We start from the raw sequence: 20061 nt of genomic DNA, 5'->3' as shown, positions 1-20061 counted from the left end.
GGGCGCAATGTGCGGGAATGGTTTGCGGCCCGAAACCAGTTCGCCATAATGTTCGGCGAGCGCTTCGCCGCTTGAGTATCTGAAACTGCATGGGCCGGGTCAGATACACAGAGTTCCAGACACTCCCATTCGTCATGATCACCTTTCAAGCATGCGCACCTCGCGCCGGTCCCTTCCGCGCAACCAATCGGCGCGGGGGCTTCCTCGTTCCCATCGGCCGATCCTCCCGAGCGGGTAGGGGTAGCCCGGACCCCTCCGTGCCGCGCGGGCCCCTTCCGAAACTCAAGATATCCGTGGGATGAGCATGCCCCAGCGAGGGTTCCACTTGGCTCCAGCGTGGAGGTAGGCCCCGCGCCGGCAATGAAGCCATCGAAGAGGGCTGGCAAAACCCAGTTCTCCATCCGCTGCGGGCTTCTTTCCGCCGGGGCCGTCAAAACTGTAACGGACGGTGATTGTGCCGTTCGAAAACACCTCAAGACAGGTCATGTCGGGGGGAATGTCGTCCAGGTCGCGGATCTGTTCGAACTTCAGCATGTGATCCTCCTCGCGCTGAACGACCAGCATGGCACGCGCCGCGCGGGCTGGCTTCCGAAATTCACGAGGTCAGTTCGCCCCAGGCCGGTTCCCATATGACCCCCTCATTCAGAAAGACGCCGATGCGCTTCCGGGGGTAGCATGGACTCCCTTGCCACATACGAACCTCCGCCAAGGCTTCAGGAACCGTTTTGCCATCTTCTGGTGAGATGGGATCCATTCCGTGCCAGCGGATGAACGCTATCGGCTCGAGGCGGGTCGGATGAGCATGCACGTCCAAGTAGTCAACTTCGTCATCGACATCTTGCAGGTCATAAACTCTCTCAAGCGCCGGCATATGCGGCCCTCCCTCGACACAGCGCCATCATCGCACGCAGGGCATGGGCTGCCAAAGTAAGACGGTATCGCGACTCGCCTTAATCTCGAGGCCGAACATGGCAAAGCCGCCCGACCAGAACGCCGCTGCTGTCACACAGGATGATTTTCCCGAAGCCGACCCTCGTCGATAGGCCTATCAGATCATGGAGCTTGAGTACGTGCCGCAAGCGATCACCGGCGCCTCAGCCTCGATCGAAGTCCCAAAGTTCGCGGGCCGGCGCCCAAGGGGCCGTGGCGACGAACATCCACTTCGTCCGCATCGGGATATGTGTCTTTTCGTGAAGATGTCGAGTCAGGCGTCGCATGGAGGATGCGGCAGGACCGAAGCATGCCTACCCACGAAATGTGCCAAAACCGGTTTTCAGAAACCTATTCCGATACTTACACGACCTTGCCCCATGCCGCCATAAACCCCGAACCATCCGCTGGAGGTATAGGGATTCGAGATATCTTCTCCGGCCTTGGCCTTCTTCTCGAGGATAAAGCGGATACGTTCACGGCGGTCGCGCCAAGTCGGTTCAGCTTCGATTTGCGCGATGTCCATGCGACTGAAGACGTGGGGATTAAGGCCCATAATCGCGGCCTCTTGGATATGGCCGGGGGTCAACGGTTTGCTATCCGCTAATGCCGTTCCCACCGCAGCAGAGAACACCAACACGACGAGAGAAAGTTTCCTAATCATCCGACGCCTCCGCATCTGATATGGGCTACCATCGATGTGGTCCCTTTGGGGGCTCGATAAAAGCGCAGCTCACTAAGATGAGATCACATAATGTGACGATGCGAACGCTTGGCAGTATTTTGGAGGCTGCTCGAGTGTTCCCAAATTTCCGGTTTGTTCCGGTCAATACGAGGAGTTTTCGTAGTTTCGTTGGGAACACCAATCGCAGTCGTCACAACTGGTTATGGTGCCTCTAACCTCGTTTACACCGAAGATGTCGGGGGTTCGAGTCCCTCACCGCCCACCATTTATTTCAATAAGTTATTGTGAAATCACGAAACGCGTTAGTGTTCATTGAGCATAACGCGAATCTTCCGAACCACTCAGAATTCCAGCGCCGACGCCGCCGATCGCAGATGCGAAGGGCGCGTATCGCGCATAGACCCGCTTAGTGATTGCCGTGTTCGAGTGGCCGAGAAACTGCCTAACCTCGCTCATCGGCCGCCTGTCTCGATCATATGGACGGCGGCGGTGTGGCGCAGCGTGTGCATCCCGACGCCTGTCAGGCCAGCGTTGCGTACGGCCCGCGCGAAGCCCTTGCGGATGCTGGCAATCTGACCCTCGGCCCATTCCACCACATGGTCCGACCGAGCACCTTCTTTTGCCTCGGTCAGCACCTCGAACAGCATGTTGTTCATCGGCACGAGCGCGCGGCCCGTTCGCGGCCCAGGATGATCAACCCGAAGGTCGATTGCCCGTCGCGTGAAGTTCACCCTGTCCCATGTCAGATCCCGAACGGCACCCTGTCGCGCCACCGTGCCCAGCATCAGCCTGGTTTGCCTTGGCTCTTGGGGAAAAAGGGCTTCAGACGCTCCATCCGCGCAGACAGCCAGAAAACGTTGGTCCTGATTTAGGTCTTCTTGCGAGCCTGAATTGCGTCATCTCAGCAAAGTCAGTGGGTCCAGAGCCTTAAGGCCTAAGGTTTATCGTGACCTGTTGCCGCAGCTGCGGCAACAGGTCAGAGAAATGGCCATTCTGTCGTCTCGGTTTAATCCGAGTTTGTGGTGCAGGAATGGCCGGTTTCAATTTCAGATGAAATCGAACACGTCCGACAGCAGGACGGTATCGCCATTGCCAAGGTTCAGTAGCGTGCCATCGGCCGTCTCGCGGGCCGTATAGTTGCGGCCGCCAAGGCTGAGCACATCAAGATCCGTGTCGAAACCATGGACAGTGTCCTGCCCGTCGCCGCGACGGAAGATCAGTTGATCGCGATCGCCGTCACCGTCGGAGCCAGCGCCGATCCACATCTCATCGTTGCCGGTTCCGCCGGTGATGGTGTCGCGGCCTTCATCCGTCACAAGAATGTCATGACCACCGCTGCCGGTCAGCACGTCATGGCCCCAGCGGGTATTGAAGTTCAGCCCGGCCTGGTTTGCCGCAATATTCGCGCCAGCCGCACTGACATTGTCGTTCCCGGCATGGGTCCAGCCCAGTTCGAACTGGTAGAATTTCAAAGTGGCCGCGCCGCCGATCTTCGTCGTGGCGGTACCATTGAAGCTGCCGTCGCTACCCACTTGGGAAATCGACACTGAGACGCCGGGGATGCCGACGGATTCGTTGCCGTCCGCAATGTCGCCGTCCTTGATCCAGATGTTGATCAGGTCATTGCCGGTGCCGCCATAGATCGTGTCATTGCCGGGGTTATGGGTGTTGTTGCCCGTGCCCCAGCGAATGTTCTCATCGCCGGCGCCGCCATAGACGAGGTCATTGCCGATGCCCGAATGGAACAGGTCGTTGCCGCCGCCCATACGGATCGTGTCATTACCCGCACCGCCGTCAACGATGTCATCGAAGCGCGTCGCGACGACGTTGTCATGTCCGCCGCGGGTGTAAAGGGTCAGGCCATGCTCAACCGTGCCGTCATGAGCGGCTTCCAGTTTCGCGTTGCCCGCACGGATCACATCGTTGCCAGCAGTGCCGTAAAGGCGCTCGATGCCGGTAAAGGTCAGCTTGTTGCTGCCGATCGTGGCGATGCCATCTTCGGTGGTGGAGAAGGTGATATTGGCCCCTATCGAACCCTCAAGCTCCAGCCGGTCGCCGCCGGGATTGTAGGGCGTGTAGGGGTTGGCGTCGTAGTTTTCGCTCGTGTCGCCACCGTGGATCGTGTCGTTCCCGATGCCGCTTTGCCAATAGAAGGTGTCGGCCCCACCCAGACCCGAGATCACGTCATTCGTGGCTGCGCCACGCAGCGTATTGCTGCTGTTCGTTCCATTGATAACTGCCATGCTGCACTCCGGTCATGCTGATATCTGCAAAAGTCGGGGCGAACATAAACAGACAAATTATATTAATCACCCACTTTGGACGTGATTAATTAAAGGCAGGCCGGTTCTTGCCGAATTGCGGGTTTCTGCGGCGCAGAACCGCTAATTGCATGGCAGTAAATATCGGCGCTGCACCTTTATTTTGCAGCCATGTCATTGAATATTCGCATCTAAACGGTCAATTGGTTGAGAATCGACTGCCAACCGCACTTTGAATTTTTTTGCTGGTGCATATCGGGACAAATGGGTCGTTGGCGCCACGTCTCAGTCCGTCTTCATCCGGACCACGCAACGAAAGCTCAGGTGGCTGGTCGAGGTATCGACTGCTTCCGCATGGCGGGCGGCGGGGCGGTAGCGGCGGCAATAGTTTGGCGCGCAGAGATGTGAGCCCCCCTTGATCACGCGGCGAGGGACGCGAACAGTCGGCATCAATGGATCATAGCTGGCCTCGATTGCCGGGCCTCGGGGGTTTGAGGGGATGCAGCAGGACTTGGCGGCGTCAGGTTGATGCTGTGCGGAAAACCAGTCCTGCGTCCATTCCCAGCAGTTGCCGATCATGTCGTGCAGCCCATAGCCATTGGCCGGAAACGCGGTGACCGGAGAGGTCCTTTCATAGCCATCCAACGCCAGATTATGGGTCGGGAAATTGCCCTGCCAGATATTGGCCATCTGCTGACCGGCGGGCGTCAACTCATCGCCCCAGGCGAATTCGGCGTGATCCAACCCGCCGCGGGCGGCGAACTCCCATTCGGCTTCACTGGGCAGATCCTTGCCAGTCCAGCGCGCGAAAGCCAACGCATCAGCATAAGCCACGTGTACGACCGGATGATCGTCGAGGCCGTGGATATTGCTGCCCTTGCCATAGGGATGACGCCAGTCGGCACCTTGCGTGAAGTGCCACCATTGCGACCAGTCGCGCAGATCCGTGATGTCGGGGCGTGGGGCGAACACCAGTGATCCGGCGAAAAGCATCTCGGGTCGCGCGTCGGGGTAGAGACTTGGGTCGGGCTTGCGCTCGGCTATGGTCACATGGCCGGTGGCTTTAACGAAGCGTTTGAACTGACCGTTGGTGACGGGGGTGGTGTCGATCCAGAAACCGTCAACCTTGATCCTATGGGCGGGGGCTTCCTCGGGGTAGTGGTCGTTCGAGCCCATGATGGATGTCCCGCCCGGTATCCATGTCATGTTGCGCAGACGGCGCTCGGCCTTGGTCCGAGAGGCAGCTGGGATTCGGTCGTCCATCACATGATCCTGCCTGCAAATTGCGCGGGCATCTTGTCGTCATCCTTGCCGGCTTGGCAATCGCAGGGCGCCGACGGCTTCCAAACGCCAAAACAAAAAGGCCAGGCAAACGCCCGGCCTTTGGTCGTTTCTCGATGAGCGAGTGATTACTCGCGGTTGCCCATGAATTGCAGCAGGAACATGAACAGGTTCAGGAAGTCCAGGTACAGTTGCAGCGCGCCCATGATGGCGGCCTTGCCCAGGAAATCGCGATCCGAGTTCGCCATTTGCAGGTAGGTGTTCTTGATGTTTTGCGTGTCGAAGGCGGTCAGACCGGCGAAGATCAGAACACCCAGACCCGAAATCGCAAACTGCATTGCGCTGGATTTCAGGAAGATGTTGACGATCGAGGCCACGATCAGGCCGATCACGCCCATCATCAGGAAGGTGCCGAAGCCCGACAGATCCCTCTTGGTCGTGTAGCCGTAAAGCGACAGGCCCGCAAAGGCGATGGCGGTGACAAGGAAGGTCTGGACGATCGAGAACGAGGTATAGACGGCAAAGATCCAGCTGATCGAGACGCCCATCATCGCGGCGAAGACGTAGAACATCGTCGTCGCGCCCTGAACCGACAGGCGGTTCAGCGCCGCGCCAAAGGCAAAGACCATCAGCAGGGGGGCGAACATCACCACCCATTTCAGGGGTGAGAGGAACAGCGTCTTGCCGAACTCGGTCAGGTACTGGCCATTGCCAAGCGCATAGGGCGTCTGGACATCCGACAGGGCAAGCCCTGCCATCCCCCAAGCCGCACCGGCAGTCACCAGCATGCCTACGGCCATCAGGCCGTAGACCTTGTTCATATAGGCACGCAGCCCTTCATCCACGGCAGCCGAGCGCGTCGCGGTCCCGGCCGTGCGGATCGAGTTGTAATCTTGCATGGGTACTCCCCGGTCGAAAATCGCGGTGCGGCCAAGCTGGCCCACCATCGCCTCTAATATTGGCAGGAACGGGTGAATTTTCAATGATCCACGTCCCGGATGCAGCCCGAATCCGGGTAAAATTACGTGAAGTGGCCCCGACTTGTGCGATCCGGCGATCTGAACGGCTTGGTTCAGAATCGCCAGCGGATTTTCGCGCAATGGATGCAGACTTAGCTTTTGGGACAACCGAATGCTTTTCCTGTATTCATGCAAGTTCTACGATGCCATATTCCTGCTAAGGTGCGGGGGGGGATTGCAAAATCGGGTATGCAGTGGTGACCTGACGGAAGAATTATCTTTTTCGTCAGGTAGACAGGGTTGCTACTCGATACTTGTCACCCCTTGGTATAGCGCCCCAATAGATTGAGTGAGGTGTTACCATGAAGCATAATGTCGATGTCCATGTCGGAAAGCGCATCCGGCATCGCCGCTGGATGATCGGAATGACCCAGCAACAGCTGGCCGAAAAGGTGGGCATCAAATTCCAGCAGATCCAGAAATACGAAACCGGAATGAACCGGGTTTCGGCCTCGCGCCTGTGGGATATCGCTCAGGCGGTGGACGTGCCGGTCAGCTTCTTCTTTGAGGGGCTTGAAGACGGTCAGACCCAGCACGCGGTCGAGGGCGATATCCTTGCCGACAAAGAAGCTCTGCAGCTGGTCCGGGCCTATTACGCCATGCCCGAGGCGCAGCGTCGCCAGATCTTTGAGCTGGCGCGGGTGCTGTCCGACGCGGCCTGAATTCGGCTGAAGCGACGTCACGGGGTTCCGCTTTTGGCGCTCCCCCGCTAATCCTGCCAGAGAAGCAGGTTTACGGGGACAGTGATGGGACAGGAACAGCAAGCGATCAGTGCAGGGGGCAGCACGCTTCCGGCCGAGACGGTCGAGGCCATCATCGCCACGGCCCACAGGCTGGCGGATGCCGCCCGGATCGAAACCTTGCGGCTGTTTCGCAGTCCCGAGCTTAGTCCCCTGAACAAGGCCGCCACCGGTTTCGACCCGGTGACCGAGGCCGATCGTGCGAGCGAGCGCGCTATGCGCGCCATTCTGGGGGCAGAACGTCCCGACGATGCCATCCTTGGCGAGGAATACGGCCCCAGCCCCGGAACCAGCGGGCTGACATGGGTCCTTGACCCCATTGACGGCACGCGGGCCTTCATGGCTGGCGCGCCCAGCTGGGGCGTGCTGATCGGCGTCACCGACGGGCAGGGGCCGATCTATGGCATCGTCGATCAGCCACATCTGGGCGAACGGTTCGAGGGCGGCTTTGGCCGCGCGCTGCTGACCGGGCGTCAGGACAGCACGCCGCTTGGCGCGCGGCGCGGCGTCGCACTTGCGCAGGCCACGCTGATGAGCACCTATCCCGAGGTTGGCAGCCCCGATGAACACAAGGCCTTCCAGCGCGTCGCCTCACAGGCGCGGCTGGTGCGGTACGGTTTGGACTGCTACGCCTATGCGCTGCTGGCAGCGGGTCATGTCGATCTGGTGATCGAGGCCGGGCTGCAATCCTATGATGTTGTGGCCCCGATTGCGGTCGTTCAGGCTGCGGGCGGCGTCGTCACTGACTGGAATGGCGGCCCCGCGCATCAGGGCGGCCGGATCATCGCTGCCGGTTCGCCCGAACTGCATGCCGAGGCGCTGGAACTTCTGCAGGCGCAACTCTCGGCCGATTGAGGCTTTGCCGCACTGCGGCTAAGGTGCGCTCAAGCCTGAATATCCCGAGAAGAGGAGCCAGCCATGATCGAAAAGCGTGACGCCCAGTCAGACTCCTCGGACGACGAATTCCAACTGAGCCAGCACGATCTGGACGCGGTCAACCGCGCCATCGATGAGGGCGACGGCAACGCCCTTGATGCCGTGCTGGAGCCGGTCCACGCCGCCGACATTGCCGACATGATCGAACAACTGACCCCGCCACGGCGGCGTCAGTTCTTGGACCTGTATTCGGGCGAGATCGACGGCGACATCCTGTCCGAGATCGACGAATCCGTCCGCGATGAGGTGATCGAGCAGCTGCCACGCGAAGTGCTGGCCGAGGCCGTGCGCGAGATGGACAGCGACGATGTCGTCGACCTGATCGAGGACATGGAGGCGCCCGAGCAGCAGGCGATCCTTGCCGCGCTGGACGAATCCGACCGGGTCGCGGTCGAACAGTCGCTGACCTATCCCGAATATTCCGCCGGCCGTCTGATGCAGTCCGAGGTGGTCACCGCCCCCGAGCATTGGACCGTGGGTGAGACCATCGATTTCCTGCGGCAGGAAGACTGGCTGCCTGACCAGTTCTATCACGTCATCCTTGTCGATCCGCGCCGCCATCCGGTCGGCTATGTCACCTTGGGCAAGCTTCTGTCCTCGCGCCGCCATATCGCGCTGCGCGACATCACCGAGGACAGCTTCCGCACCATCTCGGCCCGTCAGGATGAGGGCGACGTCGCCTATGCCTTCAACAAGTATCACCTGATCTCGGCCCCGGTGGTCGACGACCATGACCGGCTGGTCGGTGTCATCACCATCGACGACGCCATGGCGGTGCTGGACGAGGAACACGAAGAAGACTTCCTGCGCATGGCCCGCGTCTCGGACGAAAGCCACGTTTCGGACGGGCCGCTGGAAACCGCGCGGCAGCGACTGCCGTGGCTGGTGGTGAACCTGTTCACGGCCTCGCTGTCGGCGCTGGTGATCTCGCGCTTCGAGGCGACGCTGGCGCAGCTGGTGATCCTTGCGGCGCTGATGCCGATCGTCGCCTCGACCGGCGGGATTGCCGGGACTCAGTCGCTGGCCGTGGCGGTCCGGGCGCTGGCCACGCGTGAGCTGACCGGGGCCAATGCCAAGCGCGTCGTTCTGCGCGAATTGCTGGCGGGCCTGCTGAATGGCGTCGGGCTGGCGGTGATCCTGACTTTGGCTGGGGGCCTGATCCTTGGCGACTTCCGCATCGGCATGGTGCTGGGCATGGCGATGATCGCAAATCAGGTCGTCGCGGCAATGGGCGGCGTGCTGGTGCCGCTGACCCTGAACAAGCTGGGGCTGGACCCGGCGCTGTCCTCGGGGACATTCGTGACCACGATGACCGACATGATGGGGTTCTTTGCCTTCCTCGGCCTTGCCTCATGGGTGCTGATATGAAGGCCGAGCTGCGCCGGGCTGCGCTGGCCGCACGTGGGGCAGGCGGTGACGCTGTCGCGCTGACCCGCAACCTGATCGCCGTTCTCGCAGCGCATCGCGGCAAGGTCCTTTCCGGCTACTGGCCGATGCGCGATGAGGCCGATCCCCGCCCGGCGATGAAGCAGCATGACGGCCCTGTCTGCCTGCCGGTGGTGACCGGTCCGGCCCGGCCGCTGGTCTTTCGGCTGTATGACGGGCGGTTGGATTCCGGCGGCTTTGGCACCAGTCACCCGCCTGAGGATGCGCCCGAGATCCAGCCTCAGGTCCTGATCGTGCCGCTGGCGGGCTTTGACCGCGCCGGGCATCGCCTTGGCTATGGCGGCGGTTATTACGATCGAACGCTGCGCGCATTGCGCGATCAGGGACCGGTTACGGCCATCGGCTTCGCCTATGCCGTGCAAGAGATTCGCGCGATTCCCGCCGAGCCGACCGATGAGCCGTTGGATTTCATCGTCACCGACCACGAAATCCTGCGTTTCGGCTGAAAATAATCACGCTGGCTCAGGCTTCGCCATCGCAGCTTGTGGATTGTGGGCAGAGTTGTGGAAAACTTTCCGTCCCTTGCGGGAAGCTGGCCGAAGAACGGGATTTTTCGCCGCTTGCTCAGGTTTCACATGTTTTGGCCCAAGGCGTGACGAATCCCCAAAGGGGTGGCGCAGGGCTTCCTGTCAACGCTTTAGACCGCGCCGATATGAAATAAATCCGTTGAAAAGTGATGTATTACACGGCAGTTTGTGTCCACCGAAGGGCGGGCCACCAGATCTGGTGCAAGATCGGGCTCGACCGGAAAACAACAAAGGTGACTGGTCTGTCGGCGTGACCGGGCTGCTTGCCGGTTCCGCTCCGTTCGGGCTGGCGGTCGGGGAGGGCTGACTAAGCCGATAGCGAAAGAATTCTTGATCCCTTTACGGGAGGGCAAGAAAAGTCGGGCGGCAGGCGCCGGGGTGTGGTGGCTCCGACGCAGACCGCGCAGCGGCGCGCCAAACCGGACGTAACGATCCGGACGCGCCGCAAGGATGGCGACCCGCGAAGGGGCGCCCCGGCGTCGAGCAAGGCAAGAAATGCCAACCCAAGCGTTCCGCCAGACCGGCCATCGCAGGGACAGTAGAGAAACTGGGCGACCCGTCTTCGGTGGGTCGCCTTTTTCATGTTCGGCACGGAACCTGGATAAGCTGATCACGCTTGACCCCTATCGCCGCCACAAGTCACGATCAGTTCATTCCTTGCGAGCGTGGTTCATTTGCAACGGACCTGAAAACATCATTGAAAGTGAGCATATTGCCAGGGCGACGCACAGGCGCTCGGTATCGAAGGAGACACCTCAATGAAGACCCTCTTGCCACGCAAATTTCTGACCGTTTCAAGCCTCGCGTTGTTGGTGGGTATGTCCGCCGCCTTCGCCCAGGCGCCTGCGACGCCCCAGGCCGCTGCCGCCCAGGACGCCGCCAATGAGAACAAGCCGCTGGTCGCACCCGAAAGCCCCGCCCGCAAGCAGCAGGTGATGCCTGAATCCTTCGCGGATCTGGTTGAACAGGTCAGCCCGGCGGTCGTGAATATCACCACCACCGCGACCGTCTCGTCGCCGATCGCGGGCGGGCCGCAGCTTCCCGAAGGCAGCCCTTTCTCGGATCTGTTCCGCGAATTCGGCTTCCCCGGATTCCCGCAGGGCCAGGGCGGTCCGCAGGCCGAACAGCGTTCGAATGCGCTGGGTTCGGGCTTTGTTGTCTCGGCTGACGGTCTGATCGTCACCAACAACCACGTCATCGAGGGTGCGGACGAGATCGAGGTCGAGTTCTTCTCGGGCAAGACGTTGCCGGCCAAGGTCATCGGCAAGGACGACAAGACCGACATCGCGGTGCTGCGCGTGGAAAGCAAGGAGCCCTTGCCTTTCGTCAAGTTCGGCGACAGCGACCATTCCCGCGTCGGCGACTGGGTGCTGGCACTGGGGAACCCGCTGGGGCAGGGCTTCTCGGCCTCGACCGGTATCGTCTCGGCCCGTAACCGGGCGCTGTCGGGCACTTATGACGACTTCATCCAGACCGACACTGCGATCAACCGGGGCAACTCGGGCGGGCCGCTGTTCAACATGGATGGCGAAGTCATCGGCGTGAACACCGCGATCCTGTCGCCCAATGGCGGCTCGATCGGGATCGGCTTCTCGATGGCGTCGAACGTGGTCAGCAAGGTCGTCCAGCAGCTGGAAGAGTTCGGCGAGACCCGCCGCGGCTGGCTGGGCGTCAAGATCCAGCCGGTGACCGAGGATATCGCCGAATCGTTGGGCCTGGCCGATGCCAAGGGCGCGATGGTCACCGATGTTCCGACCGGTCCGGCTTTGGACGCGGGCATGAAGGCGGGCGACGTGATCACCAGCTTTGCCGGTGGTGAAGTGAAGGACCCGCGCGATCTGGTGCGCCGCGTGGCTGACGCGCCGGTGGGCGAGGCCGTCGATGTCGTTGTTCAGCGCGATGGCAAGCCGGTTGACCTGAAAATCACGCTGGGTCGGCGCGAGCTGGCCGAGGGGGGCGATGCGGCCAAGTCGGGCAAGTCCGGCGACGAATCGCCCTCGAAGGTGATGGGCATGTCGGTGGTCGAACTGACGCCCGCGCTTGCTGCGGAAATCGGTATTCCCGGCGACTCGCAGGGGCTGGTCGTGCGCGATGTCGATCCCGAAGGCGCTGCCGCCGACAAGGGTCTGGCACCGGGCGATCTGATCACCGAGGCGGGTCAGCAGCCCGTGGCCTCGATGGCCGATTTCACCGCCCGTATCGACGAGGCCAAGAAGGCCGGTCGCAAATCGATCCTGCTGATGGTCCGCCGCGAGGGCGAGCCGCGCTTTGTGGCGCTGCCGATCAGCTAAGGCATCTGGCGGGCGGCCCTTTCCGGGCCGCCATCGCCGCATGAAAAAGGGGCGCCGAAATAGCGCCCCTTTGCAATTCCGGAACCGACAATCAGGGTTTGGGCGCGGCGGCGGGCTGGGTGACGCCCTTGTTCGCCTCGATCAGAGCGTCAAGGCCCTTGGTGATCCCCGACAGCGACAGGTTCAGGCTGACCTGCTGGCCCTTCTGCGCGCCGAACGGCACCAGAGAGACGGTCGCCTTGTTGCCCTTTTTCAGCGGCGCAAGGTCGGCATCGGTCATGCCGATACGCGAGATGCAGCCAACAGGGGCGCACAGCATGAAGGGATAGCGGGCGGCCTTGCCCGAATCGATCTGCAGGGCGATGCCTTGCTGCAAATCGGTTTCCAGCGGCGCAACGAAGGTCACGACGGCCTGAACCTCACCGGTCATCGGCAGGATCGAGGTTTCCGCCACCGAGGCACCGTTCTGGTCCTTGAGCAGCTGGTACAGCTCGCACGGGTCCTTGCCGTCCTCGGTCTTCATGCAGCGCAGAGTCCAGTCACCGAAGGTCTCTTTGGCATAGGGCTGGCCGACCTTGGTTTCGCCGGGGGCCGGTGCCGCCGCAGCGGGTGCAGCAGCAGGTGCAGCAGCGGGGGCTTCTGCCGCAGGGGCAGGCGCGGCCGGGGCGGCAGCTGCCGGGGCAGGGGTCGCAGGCGTTTCGGCTGCGGCAGCCGGTGCGGGGGTTTCTTGCGCCATCGCGCCTCCGGCGGTGCCGGCGATGGCGAAGATGGCGGCGATCAGCGCCGCGGACGTCCTGTTGGCCATGGTACTCTTCCTTTGGTCCAAGTTATGGCCATGCTCCTACCATGCGCCCGATCCGTTGTCAGGACGGATCGCTTGGCGCAGGCTCAACTTTGCGTATCGGTTTCATGGAGATTCGCGGGGCATGAGGGGCGTGGAATATAAAAAGGGCCCGAGTGCTTTTGCAGCGCCCGGACCCCCATCGCTTCCCTTCCCTGCCGGACTAGCCGGTCTTCATTGCGCAGAAAGCTAGAGGCCACCACTGGACCCGTCAACTGTCCTATTCGTCAGCTTGCAGTATGGTGATTACACGCAGAAGATGAATATTCGGCTGGACTCAATGCCGGAAAAAAGAACCGCGCCCGAGGGCGCGGCAGTCCAACAGGGAGGAAAGCCGGGGAGGGATATGAACCCGACTCCTCGGCATAACTACACTGGCACAAAAAGGTTTCAGTTGTATTCTCCTTTTGTATTACACGGATGATTTTTTGCACTTCCGAGGGAAAGAATGACTGAAATCGTCGATCTGGATGCCGGGACCGTCTTTGTCGGAGGAGGTGCCGAAAACTATGCCATCCCCCAGCAATTGCTGATGAAATATGCCAATCGCCACGGGCTGATTGCGGGTGCGACCGGCACCGGCAAGACTGTGACGCTGCAGACATTGGCCGAGTCTTTTTCTCGGGCCGGCGTTCCGGTCTTCATGGCCGATGTGAAAGGCGATCTGGCCGGGATTTCGCAGGCGGGCAGGGCAGATGGGCCATTGGCCGAATCTTTCGGCAAGCGGGCGACGCAAATCGGGATCACACTGGATTACCAGTCCTTTCCCGTGACTTTCTGGGACATTTGGGGAGAGCGCGGTCATCCCGTTCGCACCACCCTGGCCGAGATGGGGCCGCTGCTGTTGTCGCGGCTGATGGGCCTGACCGACGCGCAGGAAGGCGTCCTGAACATCGCCTTCCGGGTCGCCGACGAAGAGGGGCTGGCGCTGCTGGACATGAAGGACCTGCAATCCATGCTGGTCTGGGTCGGGCAGAATGCCAAGGACCTCAGCCTGAAATACGGCAATGTCTCGACCGCATCGGTCGGGGCAATCCAGCGCGCCCTGCTGGTGCTGGAGAATGAGGGCGGCACCTTCCTGTTCGGGGAACCGGCTCTGGAACTGTCGGACATGATGCGGCTGGATGCCTCGGGCAAGGGGGTGATCAACATCCTGTCGGCCGAGCGGCTGATGAACTCGCCCCGGCTGTATGCGACGTTCCTGCTGTGGCTGATGTCCGAGCTGTTCGAGCAACTTCCCGAAGTAGGCGACCCCGACAAACCGCGCATCGCATTCTTCTTTGACGAGGCGCATCTGCTGTTCGACGATGCACCGCCCGCGCTGATTGCCAAGATCGAGCAGGTAGCACGGCTGATCCGATCGAAAGGTGTCAGCCTGTGGTTCATCAGCCAGAACCCGGCGGATCTGCCGGAATCGGTGCTGGGACAGCTGGGGAACCGGGTGCAGCATGCCTTGCGTGCCTTTACCGCCAAGGATCAAAAGGCCCTGCGTCTGGCCGCCGAAAACTACCGCGCGAACCCGGCCTTTGACACTGCCGAGGCCATTCAGGCGGTCGGCACTGGCGAAGCGGTGACCTCGCTGCTGGAGGCCAAGGGGGTTCCGGGCATGGTGCAGCGCACGCTGATCCGTCCGCCTCTGGCCCAGCTTGGCCCGATTCCCGACGACGCGCGGGCGGCGATGATCGCGGCCTCGCCGATGGGGCTGAAATACGGCAAGACGCTGGACCGTGAATCGGCATCCGAACTGCTGGCCAAGCGGGCCGAGAAAGCCACCGAGGAATTGGCCACGTCGGACGCGAAGGAAAGCGACGCGGATCTGTGGAAGGTCGAGCCCGAGCACAAACGGGGCAGGCGTTACGATCCCGCGATCCAGATCCGCGATGAGGAAAAACCTGCGCCGCGCGCCTCGAACCGGGACAGCATCGCCTCGGCCTTTGGCAAAAGCTTGGCGCGGCAGTTGGGCACCCGCACCGGGCAGGCGCTGGTCAGGGGCGTGCTGGGATCGCTGTTCCGGGGTAAGTGACGGCGGCGGGGACCAGCAGGGCCATTTCGGCCAGAATGGCGATCATCACCAGAACATGGCGTTGCAGGTCGTAATCGGCCTGCGCGTCAAGTCTGGCCGCGTTCAGTTGCGCTTCCTCGGCGCGTAGTCGCGCCAGCGCGGCCTCGGGCGAAGGCACCTCATCGCATTTCAGCAGGCGCGGCAATTCGCGCTTGCGGTTGAAGGACGCGGCGCCAATACGGGCGGCTCGCACCAGAAGGCGCGGGCGGCGCAGCGCGGTCTGCTGCGGACGCGGCTGGAACTGGATCACGTTCGGCATCATCGTCATGGCAATTTCTCCTGCACTTGGCACAACCAGTTATTCGCAACCATAACGTGTGTTGCGTCGTGACGCGGTGCTGCGTGCGGCGTGGCAAGAATTCTTTAGGAAATGTTAGGAAATATCCAATTGTCAGGCCGGAGATGGCCACTGGCGACATGAATCAAAACAACCAATAGGCGAGCTTTCGCCGGCTCGTCCCCGCACATGAAGGATTGACCATGACCATCCAGACGGGAGATTTGACCCTTGGTGCCGTTCCGGCGGGGATGCCTTTTGCCCTGCAAGCGGCTTTGGTCAATCCCATCCAGACCAGCGCCCTGAACCTGCCTGCGACCCCGGGCGCGTTGCCCAAGACGGCCGAGGACGGCGACCTTGGTCTTTACCTGCGACATGTCGAGGGCGGCGAATCCATCCGTTCACTGGCGCGCGAGCTGGGCTGCCACGCCTCGACCATCCTGCGCCGTATTCGTCGCTTCGAGGCCCGCCGCGACGATCCGCTGGTCGATCAGGGCGTCGAACGGGTGGCCCACGCACCCGATACCGGAGCTGGGCCGCTTGCTCTGGGGCGGACGGGGATGAACCAGATCTCTCGGATCCTGCGCCGTCTCGCCGAGCCGGGCGCGCAATTGGTCGTGGCCGAGGGTATGGAAAAGGCAATCGTCGTGCGCGACGAGATCCGCACCGCCATCCTTGATCGCGAGCTGGCCGAACATATGGCGATCCGCGCCTGGGTGCAGCTGACCGGGCAGGGCAAGGTCTGCCGCTACACGATTTCGGGGCAGGGGCGCGAGGTGCTGCGCGGGCTGGTCGCCTCGCGACGGGCGGCGGCTATGCCGCAAGAGCCGGACTTTGCCGATGCCTCGCCCGTCGATGAGATGGCGGGCTGCGCCGAGGAAGCTGCCCCCTTCAGCCATGCCGACCAGCACCGGGTCTGGGAAGAACGCGAAATCACCGATCCCGAGGATGGCCGCCGTCGCCGCACCCGCGTCAATTTGGCTGAAAGCCCGCTGCTGATGCTGGCCCGCCGCCGCGAGGCCGATGGCCGCCCCTTCCTGTCGCCCGAGTTGATCGCCGCAGGGGAACGTCTGCGCGAGGATTTCGAACTGGCCCAGATGGGGCCGCGCGTCACCCAGAACTGGGACGGCTTTCTGACCGCCGGGATCGACGTGTCGCGCAATGGCGCAGGCTATGGCGGCGGTTCGGAGAACGCCCGAAACCGGGTCGCGGCGGCGCTGCGCGAACTGGGGCCGGGGCTTGGCGACATGTGTTTGCGCGTTTGCTGTTTCCTTGAAGGCATCGAGATGACCGAGCGCCGTTTGGGCTGGTCGGCGCGGTCCGGCAAGATCGTCCTGCGCCTCGCCCTGATGCGGCTTGAGCGCCACTATCAGGAAACTTACGGCTCGGGCGCGCCCCTGATCGGCTGAAACCGACCGGCGGCGGGTTGTTCTGGAACGAGGCAATGCACAACTAGGGCCCCGGAAACAAACAACCGGAAGGACCATGGAAAGCATTTTAGCCCTCGTTCAGGACCCCGCAGCGTGGGTCGCCCTTGCCACTTTGGTGGTGATGGAAGTCGTTCTAGGCATCGACAATTTGATCTTCATTTCGATCCTGACCAATAAATTGCCCGAGCATCAGCGCGAACGCGCCCGCAAGATCGGCATTGGTCTGGCGCTGATCATGCGCCTTGGCCTGCTGGCGACGGTGGCATGGATCGTGCGGCTGACCGAACCGGTCTTCACCGTCCTTGGCAATGAATTGTCCTGGAAGGACCTGATCCTGATCGCCGGCGGCCTGTTCCTGGTCTGGAAGGCGACCAAGGAAATTCACCACCATGTCGATCCCACCGACCATGAAGACACGCTGGTCGGCGCGGCGGTGGCGACCTTTGGTGGTGTCATTGTGCAGATTCTGGTCCTTGATCTGGTCTTCTCGATCGACAGCATCATCACCGCCGTCGGCATGACGCCGCATGTGCAGATCATGATCGTGGCTGTCGTCTCGGCCGTGCTGGTCATGCTGCTGGCCGCAAACCCACTGGCCCGCTTCATCGAGCGCAATCCGACCATCGTGATGCTGGCTCTGTCGTTCCTGCTGCTGATCGGCACGACCCTGATCGCAGAGGGCTTCGGCGTCCACGTGCCTAAAGGCTACATCTACGCCGCCATGGCGTTCTCGGCGCTGGTCGAGGCGCTGAACATGGTGGCGCGGAATGCCCGCCTGCGCGCCAAGGCCCGCAAAGGCTAACCAAAGCGGCGTGCGGGTCAGTCCCGCGCGCCGGACATGGCAGGCCCGGCGTTGCGTTCGCCCGAACGACGCGGTATCTCTGCGCCAACCGTGACCGAAAGGACAGAACCTTGCGCGATCTTCGGATGCCCGACCAGCGCCATCCTGAAAAGGCCCACCGGCCCGATCAGGCCCAGCCAAAGAAACCCTCGTGGATCCGTGTGAAGGCCCCGACCTCGGAAGGTTACAAGCAGACCCGCGACATCATGCGCGAGAACCGCCTGTCCACCGTCTGCGAGGAAGCCGGCTGCCCGAATGTCGGCGAATGCTGGAGCCAGGGCCACGCCACCATGATGATCATGGGCGAGATCTGTACCCGTGGCTGCACCTTCTGCAACGTCGCTACCGGCAAGCCGAACGCGCTGGACGTGTTCGAGCCGGGCCGCGTCGCCCATGCCGTGCAGAAGCTGGACCTGAAGCATGTCGTGCTGACCTCGGTCGATCGCGATGATCTGGATGATGGCGGTGCGGATCACTTCGCCCAGACCATCCGTGCGATTCGCCACCGCTCGCCGGGTTCCACCATCGAGGTGCTGACCCCGGACTTCCTGAAATCCAAGCCCGGTGCGCTGGAAACCGTGGTCGAGGCGCGTCCCGACGTGTTCAACCACAATCTGGAAACCGTGCCCGGTCTTTATCCCACGGTGCGTCCCGGCGCGCGCTATTTCCATTCGCTGCGGCTGCTGCAGAAGGTCAAGGAACTCGACCCTGCGATGTTCACCAAATCGGGCATCATGGTCGGTCTGGGTGAGGATCGGCAGGGCGTCTTGCAGGTCATGGATGACATGCGCGCGGCGGATATCGATTTCATCACCATCGGCCAATACCTGCAGCCTTCGCCGAAGCACCATCACGTGGATCGTTTCGTCACCCCCGAGGAATTCGCGGGCTACGAAAAATCCGCCTATGGCAAAGGCTTCCTGATGGTGTCCGCAACCCCGCTCACGCGGTCCTCATACCACGCCGGCGACGATTTCGCCCGACTGCGCGAGGCTCGTCTGAAAAAGCTCGGCCGCGCCTGAGGGTTTGATTGGCCCCTTGCAGAAGCTTGCGCAGAGTGGCTGAGTTCGAGCGGCAACGTGGAGATGCTGCGTGTTTTATGCCCGTGATAAGGCATTAAATACGCTTATCTCTGCGATTGTTAATTTGATGAGCAATCGAAAGATTTTCTAGCGCGACTTGGCTGATAGCCCCGACGGCTATCGCAGACTGCGCGATGTTCGCTTGAGCAGGATGAAAGCACCTGCAGAGACTCATGATTCCAGGTTGGTGGAAGTTTATGCGGGATGGATATCTGGCATAGGCATGACTTGGTGGGGATTTAATTTAAGTATTTATTTAAATAAAATTCAATTAATCTTACGACTATATTTAATTTATCATTTTCATCTAATTGACGGCGTAGAAGATTTTACAAATATATCCGTGCATCTCTTGAGGTGTAATATGCTGATGTGTGTGGGTTTCTGTTATCTTTACAGCGTCATTAAGTTTTATTTTTGGTAATTTTTGTTGAAGATGTTGATTTTGTAGATTGCTTTAAAAATGATAGAATGAAGGCTTGACCTGCTCAGCAAAGCTATACTATCTGACGCGCGTACGGGCGCGTAGCTCAACGGTTAGAGCAGGGCGCTCATAACGCCTTGGTTGGGGGTTCGAATCCCTCCGCGCCTACCAAAGCCATATTTTTCAGTTAAATTTCAGTATATTGGGCGACTTCTCGGCTCGCCGCGCAGAACGGTTCGGCTGGATTTTCTCCCGGTCGGGGCAGGAAAGCGGCTATTTTGTCGCGGAGACGACCAGCCCTGCGGGGGAGTGTCGTTTCGGCATGGCGTTGCGCTTCTGCGGATCAATGTTTTGCCATTGGCATGATTTCATCTGCGGCTGCGCTTGCCCTAGCGGAGTTGCACGTGCAAGTTGTTATGCTAACCACCTGCTAAGCACTCCCTCAGGCTCGCCACATTACGCCTTTCGTGCATGTTTTTCCGCGGGCGGTGATTTTTCCGAACACTCAGGCTACTCCAGTTTGAGTCACAATGAGCCCACCAATTTAGCGAATGTTCGGTCCTGAGTGTGGGTGTTTGTTGTCAACGCCGATCATAGTTTCCCAAAAGTAACGAGATAAAGTTCCCCAGTTTCAGGCTTGGGTGATCAGCCGTGTAGGTGATCGTTCCTAGTGCTTTTTGGCGGCCGTTTGAGGCGTTCTGGCGGCAGCGGCGCAATGAGAAGCCGTATGACTCAGGCTACAACCTGATGTGCCTGACTGTCGAAGGCGACAGTGCGGATCGCCGGGGCAAGGTCGAACCACACCAGCGCCGCAAGCAGGAAAATCCGGAGTCGTTCGTTCCGATCCTAAACAATCTAGGTGTAAGCGCTGCCCCCATCCCACCTTCCAGCGCGGTTCTTGATGGGATCATTGGCTTCCATCGAGGTTGGATGATGGAGCTTCTCCATGGAGACTACATTGGAGGTTCTCTCGGTTGGCGGCTCCGGT

19 protein-coding genes and 1 tRNA gene are annotated in these 20061 nt (G+C 61.0%); 11 read left to right on the top strand and 9 right to left on the bottom strand.

What is annotated here, in order from left to right:
* Positions 1–282 precede the first annotated feature (282 nt).
* The 7 genes from IB235_RS23255 to IB235_RS23225 all read right to left on the bottom strand — a co-directional run bounded on the left by IB235_RS23255 (position 283) and on the right by IB235_RS23225 (position 6056).
* Positions 283–534 carry a hypothetical protein gene (locus IB235_RS23255; protein ID WP_192338750.1) on the bottom strand — a complete coding sequence of 84 codons (252 nt, stop codon included), beginning with the start codon at positions 532–534 and terminating at the stop codon, positions 283–285.
* A gap of 61 nt (positions 535–595) precedes the next feature.
* Entirely contained in the window at positions 596–871 is a 276-nt protein-coding gene (locus IB235_RS23250) for a hypothetical protein (protein WP_192338749.1), read from the bottom strand.
* 402 nt (positions 872–1273) lie between these two features.
* The gene (locus IB235_RS23245; protein WP_192338748.1) at positions 1274–1594 is read right to left on the bottom strand and encodes a hypothetical protein; all 321 of its coding nucleotides are present in this window, start codon (positions 1592–1594) and stop codon (positions 1274–1276) included.
* A 473-nt stretch (positions 1595–2067) separates the two neighbouring features.
* A complete protein-coding gene (locus IB235_RS23240; protein WP_370576981.1) occupies positions 2068–2400 on the bottom strand; it encodes a tyrosine-type recombinase/integrase in 333 nt (110 codons plus the stop codon).
* Between the two features lie 261 nt (positions 2401–2661).
* Positions 2662–3858, bottom strand: a complete 1197-nt coding sequence (locus tag IB235_RS23235) for a calcium-binding protein (RefSeq protein ID WP_192338747.1) — start codon at positions 3856–3858, stop codon at positions 2662–2664.
* Between the two features lie 303 nt (positions 3859–4161).
* Positions 4162–5139: a formylglycine-generating enzyme family protein gene (locus tag IB235_RS23230; protein WP_225612577.1), complete on the bottom strand. Its 978-nt coding sequence runs from the start codon at positions 5137–5139 to the stop codon at positions 4162–4164.
* A gap of 146 nt (positions 5140–5285) precedes the next feature.
* Entirely contained in the window at positions 5286–6056 is a 771-nt protein-coding gene (locus IB235_RS23225) for a Bax inhibitor-1/YccA family protein (RefSeq protein ID WP_192338746.1), read from the bottom strand.
* Positions 6057–6478: 422 nt separating this feature from the next.
* Here IB235_RS23225 and IB235_RS23220 point away from each other — a divergent pair, with 422 nt between their 5' ends.
* From IB235_RS23220 to IB235_RS23200, 5 genes are all read left to right on the top strand, one after another.
* Positions 6479–6838, top strand: coding sequence for a helix-turn-helix domain-containing protein (locus tag IB235_RS23220; protein ID WP_155037558.1), 360 nt, complete (start codon positions 6479–6481; stop codon positions 6836–6838).
* Positions 6839–6922: 84 nt separating this feature from the next.
* Complete coding sequence (locus tag IB235_RS23215) at positions 6923–7771, top strand: inositol monophosphatase family protein (RefSeq protein WP_192338745.1); 849 nt, start codon at positions 6923–6925, stop codon at positions 7769–7771.
* A 63-nt stretch (positions 7772–7834) separates the two neighbouring features.
* Entirely contained in the window at positions 7835–9220 is a 1386-nt protein-coding gene (gene mgtE / locus IB235_RS23210; protein WP_155037556.1) for a magnesium transporter, read from the top strand.
* Positions 9217–9744: a 5-formyltetrahydrofolate cyclo-ligase gene (locus tag IB235_RS23205; protein WP_225612576.1), complete on the top strand. Its 528-nt coding sequence runs from the start codon at positions 9217–9219 to the stop codon at positions 9742–9744. Before mgtE ends, IB235_RS23205 begins: the two co-directional genes overlap by 4 nt.
* Before the next feature lie 839 nt (positions 9745–10583).
* A complete protein-coding gene (locus tag IB235_RS23200) occupies positions 10584–12116 on the top strand; it encodes a DegQ family serine endoprotease (RefSeq protein ID WP_192338743.1) in 1533 nt (510 codons plus the stop codon).
* Positions 12117–12207: 91 nt separating this feature from the next.
* Here IB235_RS23200 and IB235_RS23195 read toward each other — a convergent pair whose 3' ends face one another.
* Positions 12208–12921: an invasion associated locus B family protein gene (locus IB235_RS23195; protein ID WP_192338742.1), complete on the bottom strand. Its 714-nt coding sequence runs from the start codon at positions 12919–12921 to the stop codon at positions 12208–12210.
* A gap of 484 nt (positions 12922–13405) precedes the next feature.
* Here IB235_RS23195 and IB235_RS23190 point away from each other — a divergent pair, with 484 nt between their 5' ends.
* Positions 13406–14980 carry a helicase HerA-like domain-containing protein gene (locus IB235_RS23190; protein ID WP_192338741.1) on the top strand — a complete coding sequence of 525 codons (1575 nt, stop codon included), beginning with the start codon at positions 13406–13408 and terminating at the stop codon, positions 14978–14980.
* On the opposite strand, the gene IB235_RS23185 is transcribed toward IB235_RS23190, so the two are convergent.
* Entirely contained in the window at positions 14943–15287 is a 345-nt protein-coding gene (locus IB235_RS23185; protein ID WP_192338740.1) for a DUF6477 family protein, read from the bottom strand. The genes IB235_RS23190 and IB235_RS23185 overlap by 38 nt on opposite strands.
* Positions 15288–15493: 206 nt before the next feature.
* Between IB235_RS23185 and IB235_RS23180 the strand changes: the two genes are divergently transcribed.
* From IB235_RS23180 to IB235_RS25400, 5 genes are all read left to right on the top strand, one after another.
* The gene (locus IB235_RS23180) at positions 15494–16705 is read left to right on the top strand and encodes a DUF6456 domain-containing protein (protein ID WP_370576980.1); all 1212 of its coding nucleotides are present in this window, start codon (positions 15494–15496) and stop codon (positions 16703–16705) included.
* A gap of 76 nt (positions 16706–16781) precedes the next feature.
* Positions 16782–17528: a TerC family protein gene (locus IB235_RS23175; protein ID WP_192338739.1), complete on the top strand. Its 747-nt coding sequence runs from the start codon at positions 16782–16784 to the stop codon at positions 17526–17528.
* Between the two features lie 125 nt (positions 17529–17653).
* Positions 17654–18589 carry a lipoyl synthase gene (gene lipA, locus IB235_RS23170; RefSeq protein WP_155038499.1) on the top strand — a complete coding sequence of 312 codons (936 nt, stop codon included), beginning with the start codon at positions 17654–17656 and terminating at the stop codon, positions 18587–18589.
* A 579-nt stretch (positions 18590–19168) separates the two neighbouring features.
* Positions 19169–19244, top strand: a tRNA-Ile gene (locus IB235_RS23165).
* A gap of 486 nt (positions 19245–19730) precedes the next feature.
* Positions 19731–20061: hypothetical protein (locus IB235_RS25400; RefSeq protein WP_225612574.1), on the top strand; the 331-nt coding region annotated here is incomplete at its 3' end.

Origin of the sequence: Paracoccus sp. PAR01, from assembly GCF_014851995.1 — a bacterium.
GTDB lineage: Bacteria > Pseudomonadota > Alphaproteobacteria > Rhodobacterales > Rhodobacteraceae > Paracoccus > Paracoccus litorisediminis.
The sequence above is the reverse complement of the archived record's forward strand: the minus strand, read 5'-3'. Positions and strand labels throughout refer to the sequence as shown.

Coding starts and splice junctions, on each gene's coding strand:
- IB235_RS23255 (WP_192338750.1), bottom strand. CDS start 534: ATGCTGAAGTTCGAACAGATCCGCGACCTGGACGACATTCCCCCCGAC.
- IB235_RS23250 (WP_192338749.1), bottom strand. CDS start 871: ATGCCGGCGCTTGAGAGAGTTTATGACCTGCAAGATGTCGATGACGAA.
- IB235_RS23245 (WP_192338748.1), bottom strand. CDS start 1,594: ATGATTAGGAAACTTTCTCTCGTCGTGTTGGTGTTCTCTGCTGCGGTG.
- IB235_RS23240 (WP_370576981.1), bottom strand. CDS start 2,400: ATGCTGGGCACGGTGGCGCGACAGGGTGCCGTTCGGGATCTGACATGG.
- IB235_RS23235 (WP_192338747.1), bottom strand. CDS start 3,858: ATGGCAGTTATCAATGGAACGAACAGCAGCAATACGCTGCGTGGCGCA.
- IB235_RS23230 (WP_225612577.1), bottom strand. CDS start 5,139: ATGGACGACCGAATCCCAGCTGCCTCTCGGACCAAGGCCGAGCGCCGT.
- IB235_RS23225 (WP_192338746.1), bottom strand. CDS start 6,056: ATGCAAGATTACAACTCGATCCGCACGGCCGGGACCGCGACGCGCTCG.
- IB235_RS23220 (WP_155037558.1), top strand. CDS start 6,479: ATGAAGCATAATGTCGATGTCCATGTCGGAAAGCGCATCCGGCATCGC.
- IB235_RS23215 (WP_192338745.1), top strand. CDS start 6,923: ATGGGACAGGAACAGCAAGCGATCAGTGCAGGGGGCAGCACGCTTCCG.
- mgtE (WP_155037556.1), top strand. CDS start 7,835: ATGATCGAAAAGCGTGACGCCCAGTCAGACTCCTCGGACGACGAATTC.
- IB235_RS23205 (WP_225612576.1), top strand. CDS start 9,217: ATGAAGGCCGAGCTGCGCCGGGCTGCGCTGGCCGCACGTGGGGCAGGC.
- IB235_RS23200 (WP_192338743.1), top strand. CDS start 10,584: ATGAAGACCCTCTTGCCACGCAAATTTCTGACCGTTTCAAGCCTCGCG.
- IB235_RS23195 (WP_192338742.1), bottom strand. CDS start 12,921: ATGGCCAACAGGACGTCCGCGGCGCTGATCGCCGCCATCTTCGCCATC.
- IB235_RS23190 (WP_192338741.1), top strand. CDS start 13,406: ATGACTGAAATCGTCGATCTGGATGCCGGGACCGTCTTTGTCGGAGGA.
- IB235_RS23185 (WP_192338740.1), bottom strand. CDS start 15,287: ATGACGATGATGCCGAACGTGATCCAGTTCCAGCCGCGTCCGCAGCAG.
- IB235_RS23175 (WP_192338739.1), top strand. CDS start 16,782: ATGGAAAGCATTTTAGCCCTCGTTCAGGACCCCGCAGCGTGGGTCGCC.
- lipA (WP_155038499.1), top strand. CDS start 17,654: ATGCCCGACCAGCGCCATCCTGAAAAGGCCCACCGGCCCGATCAGGCC.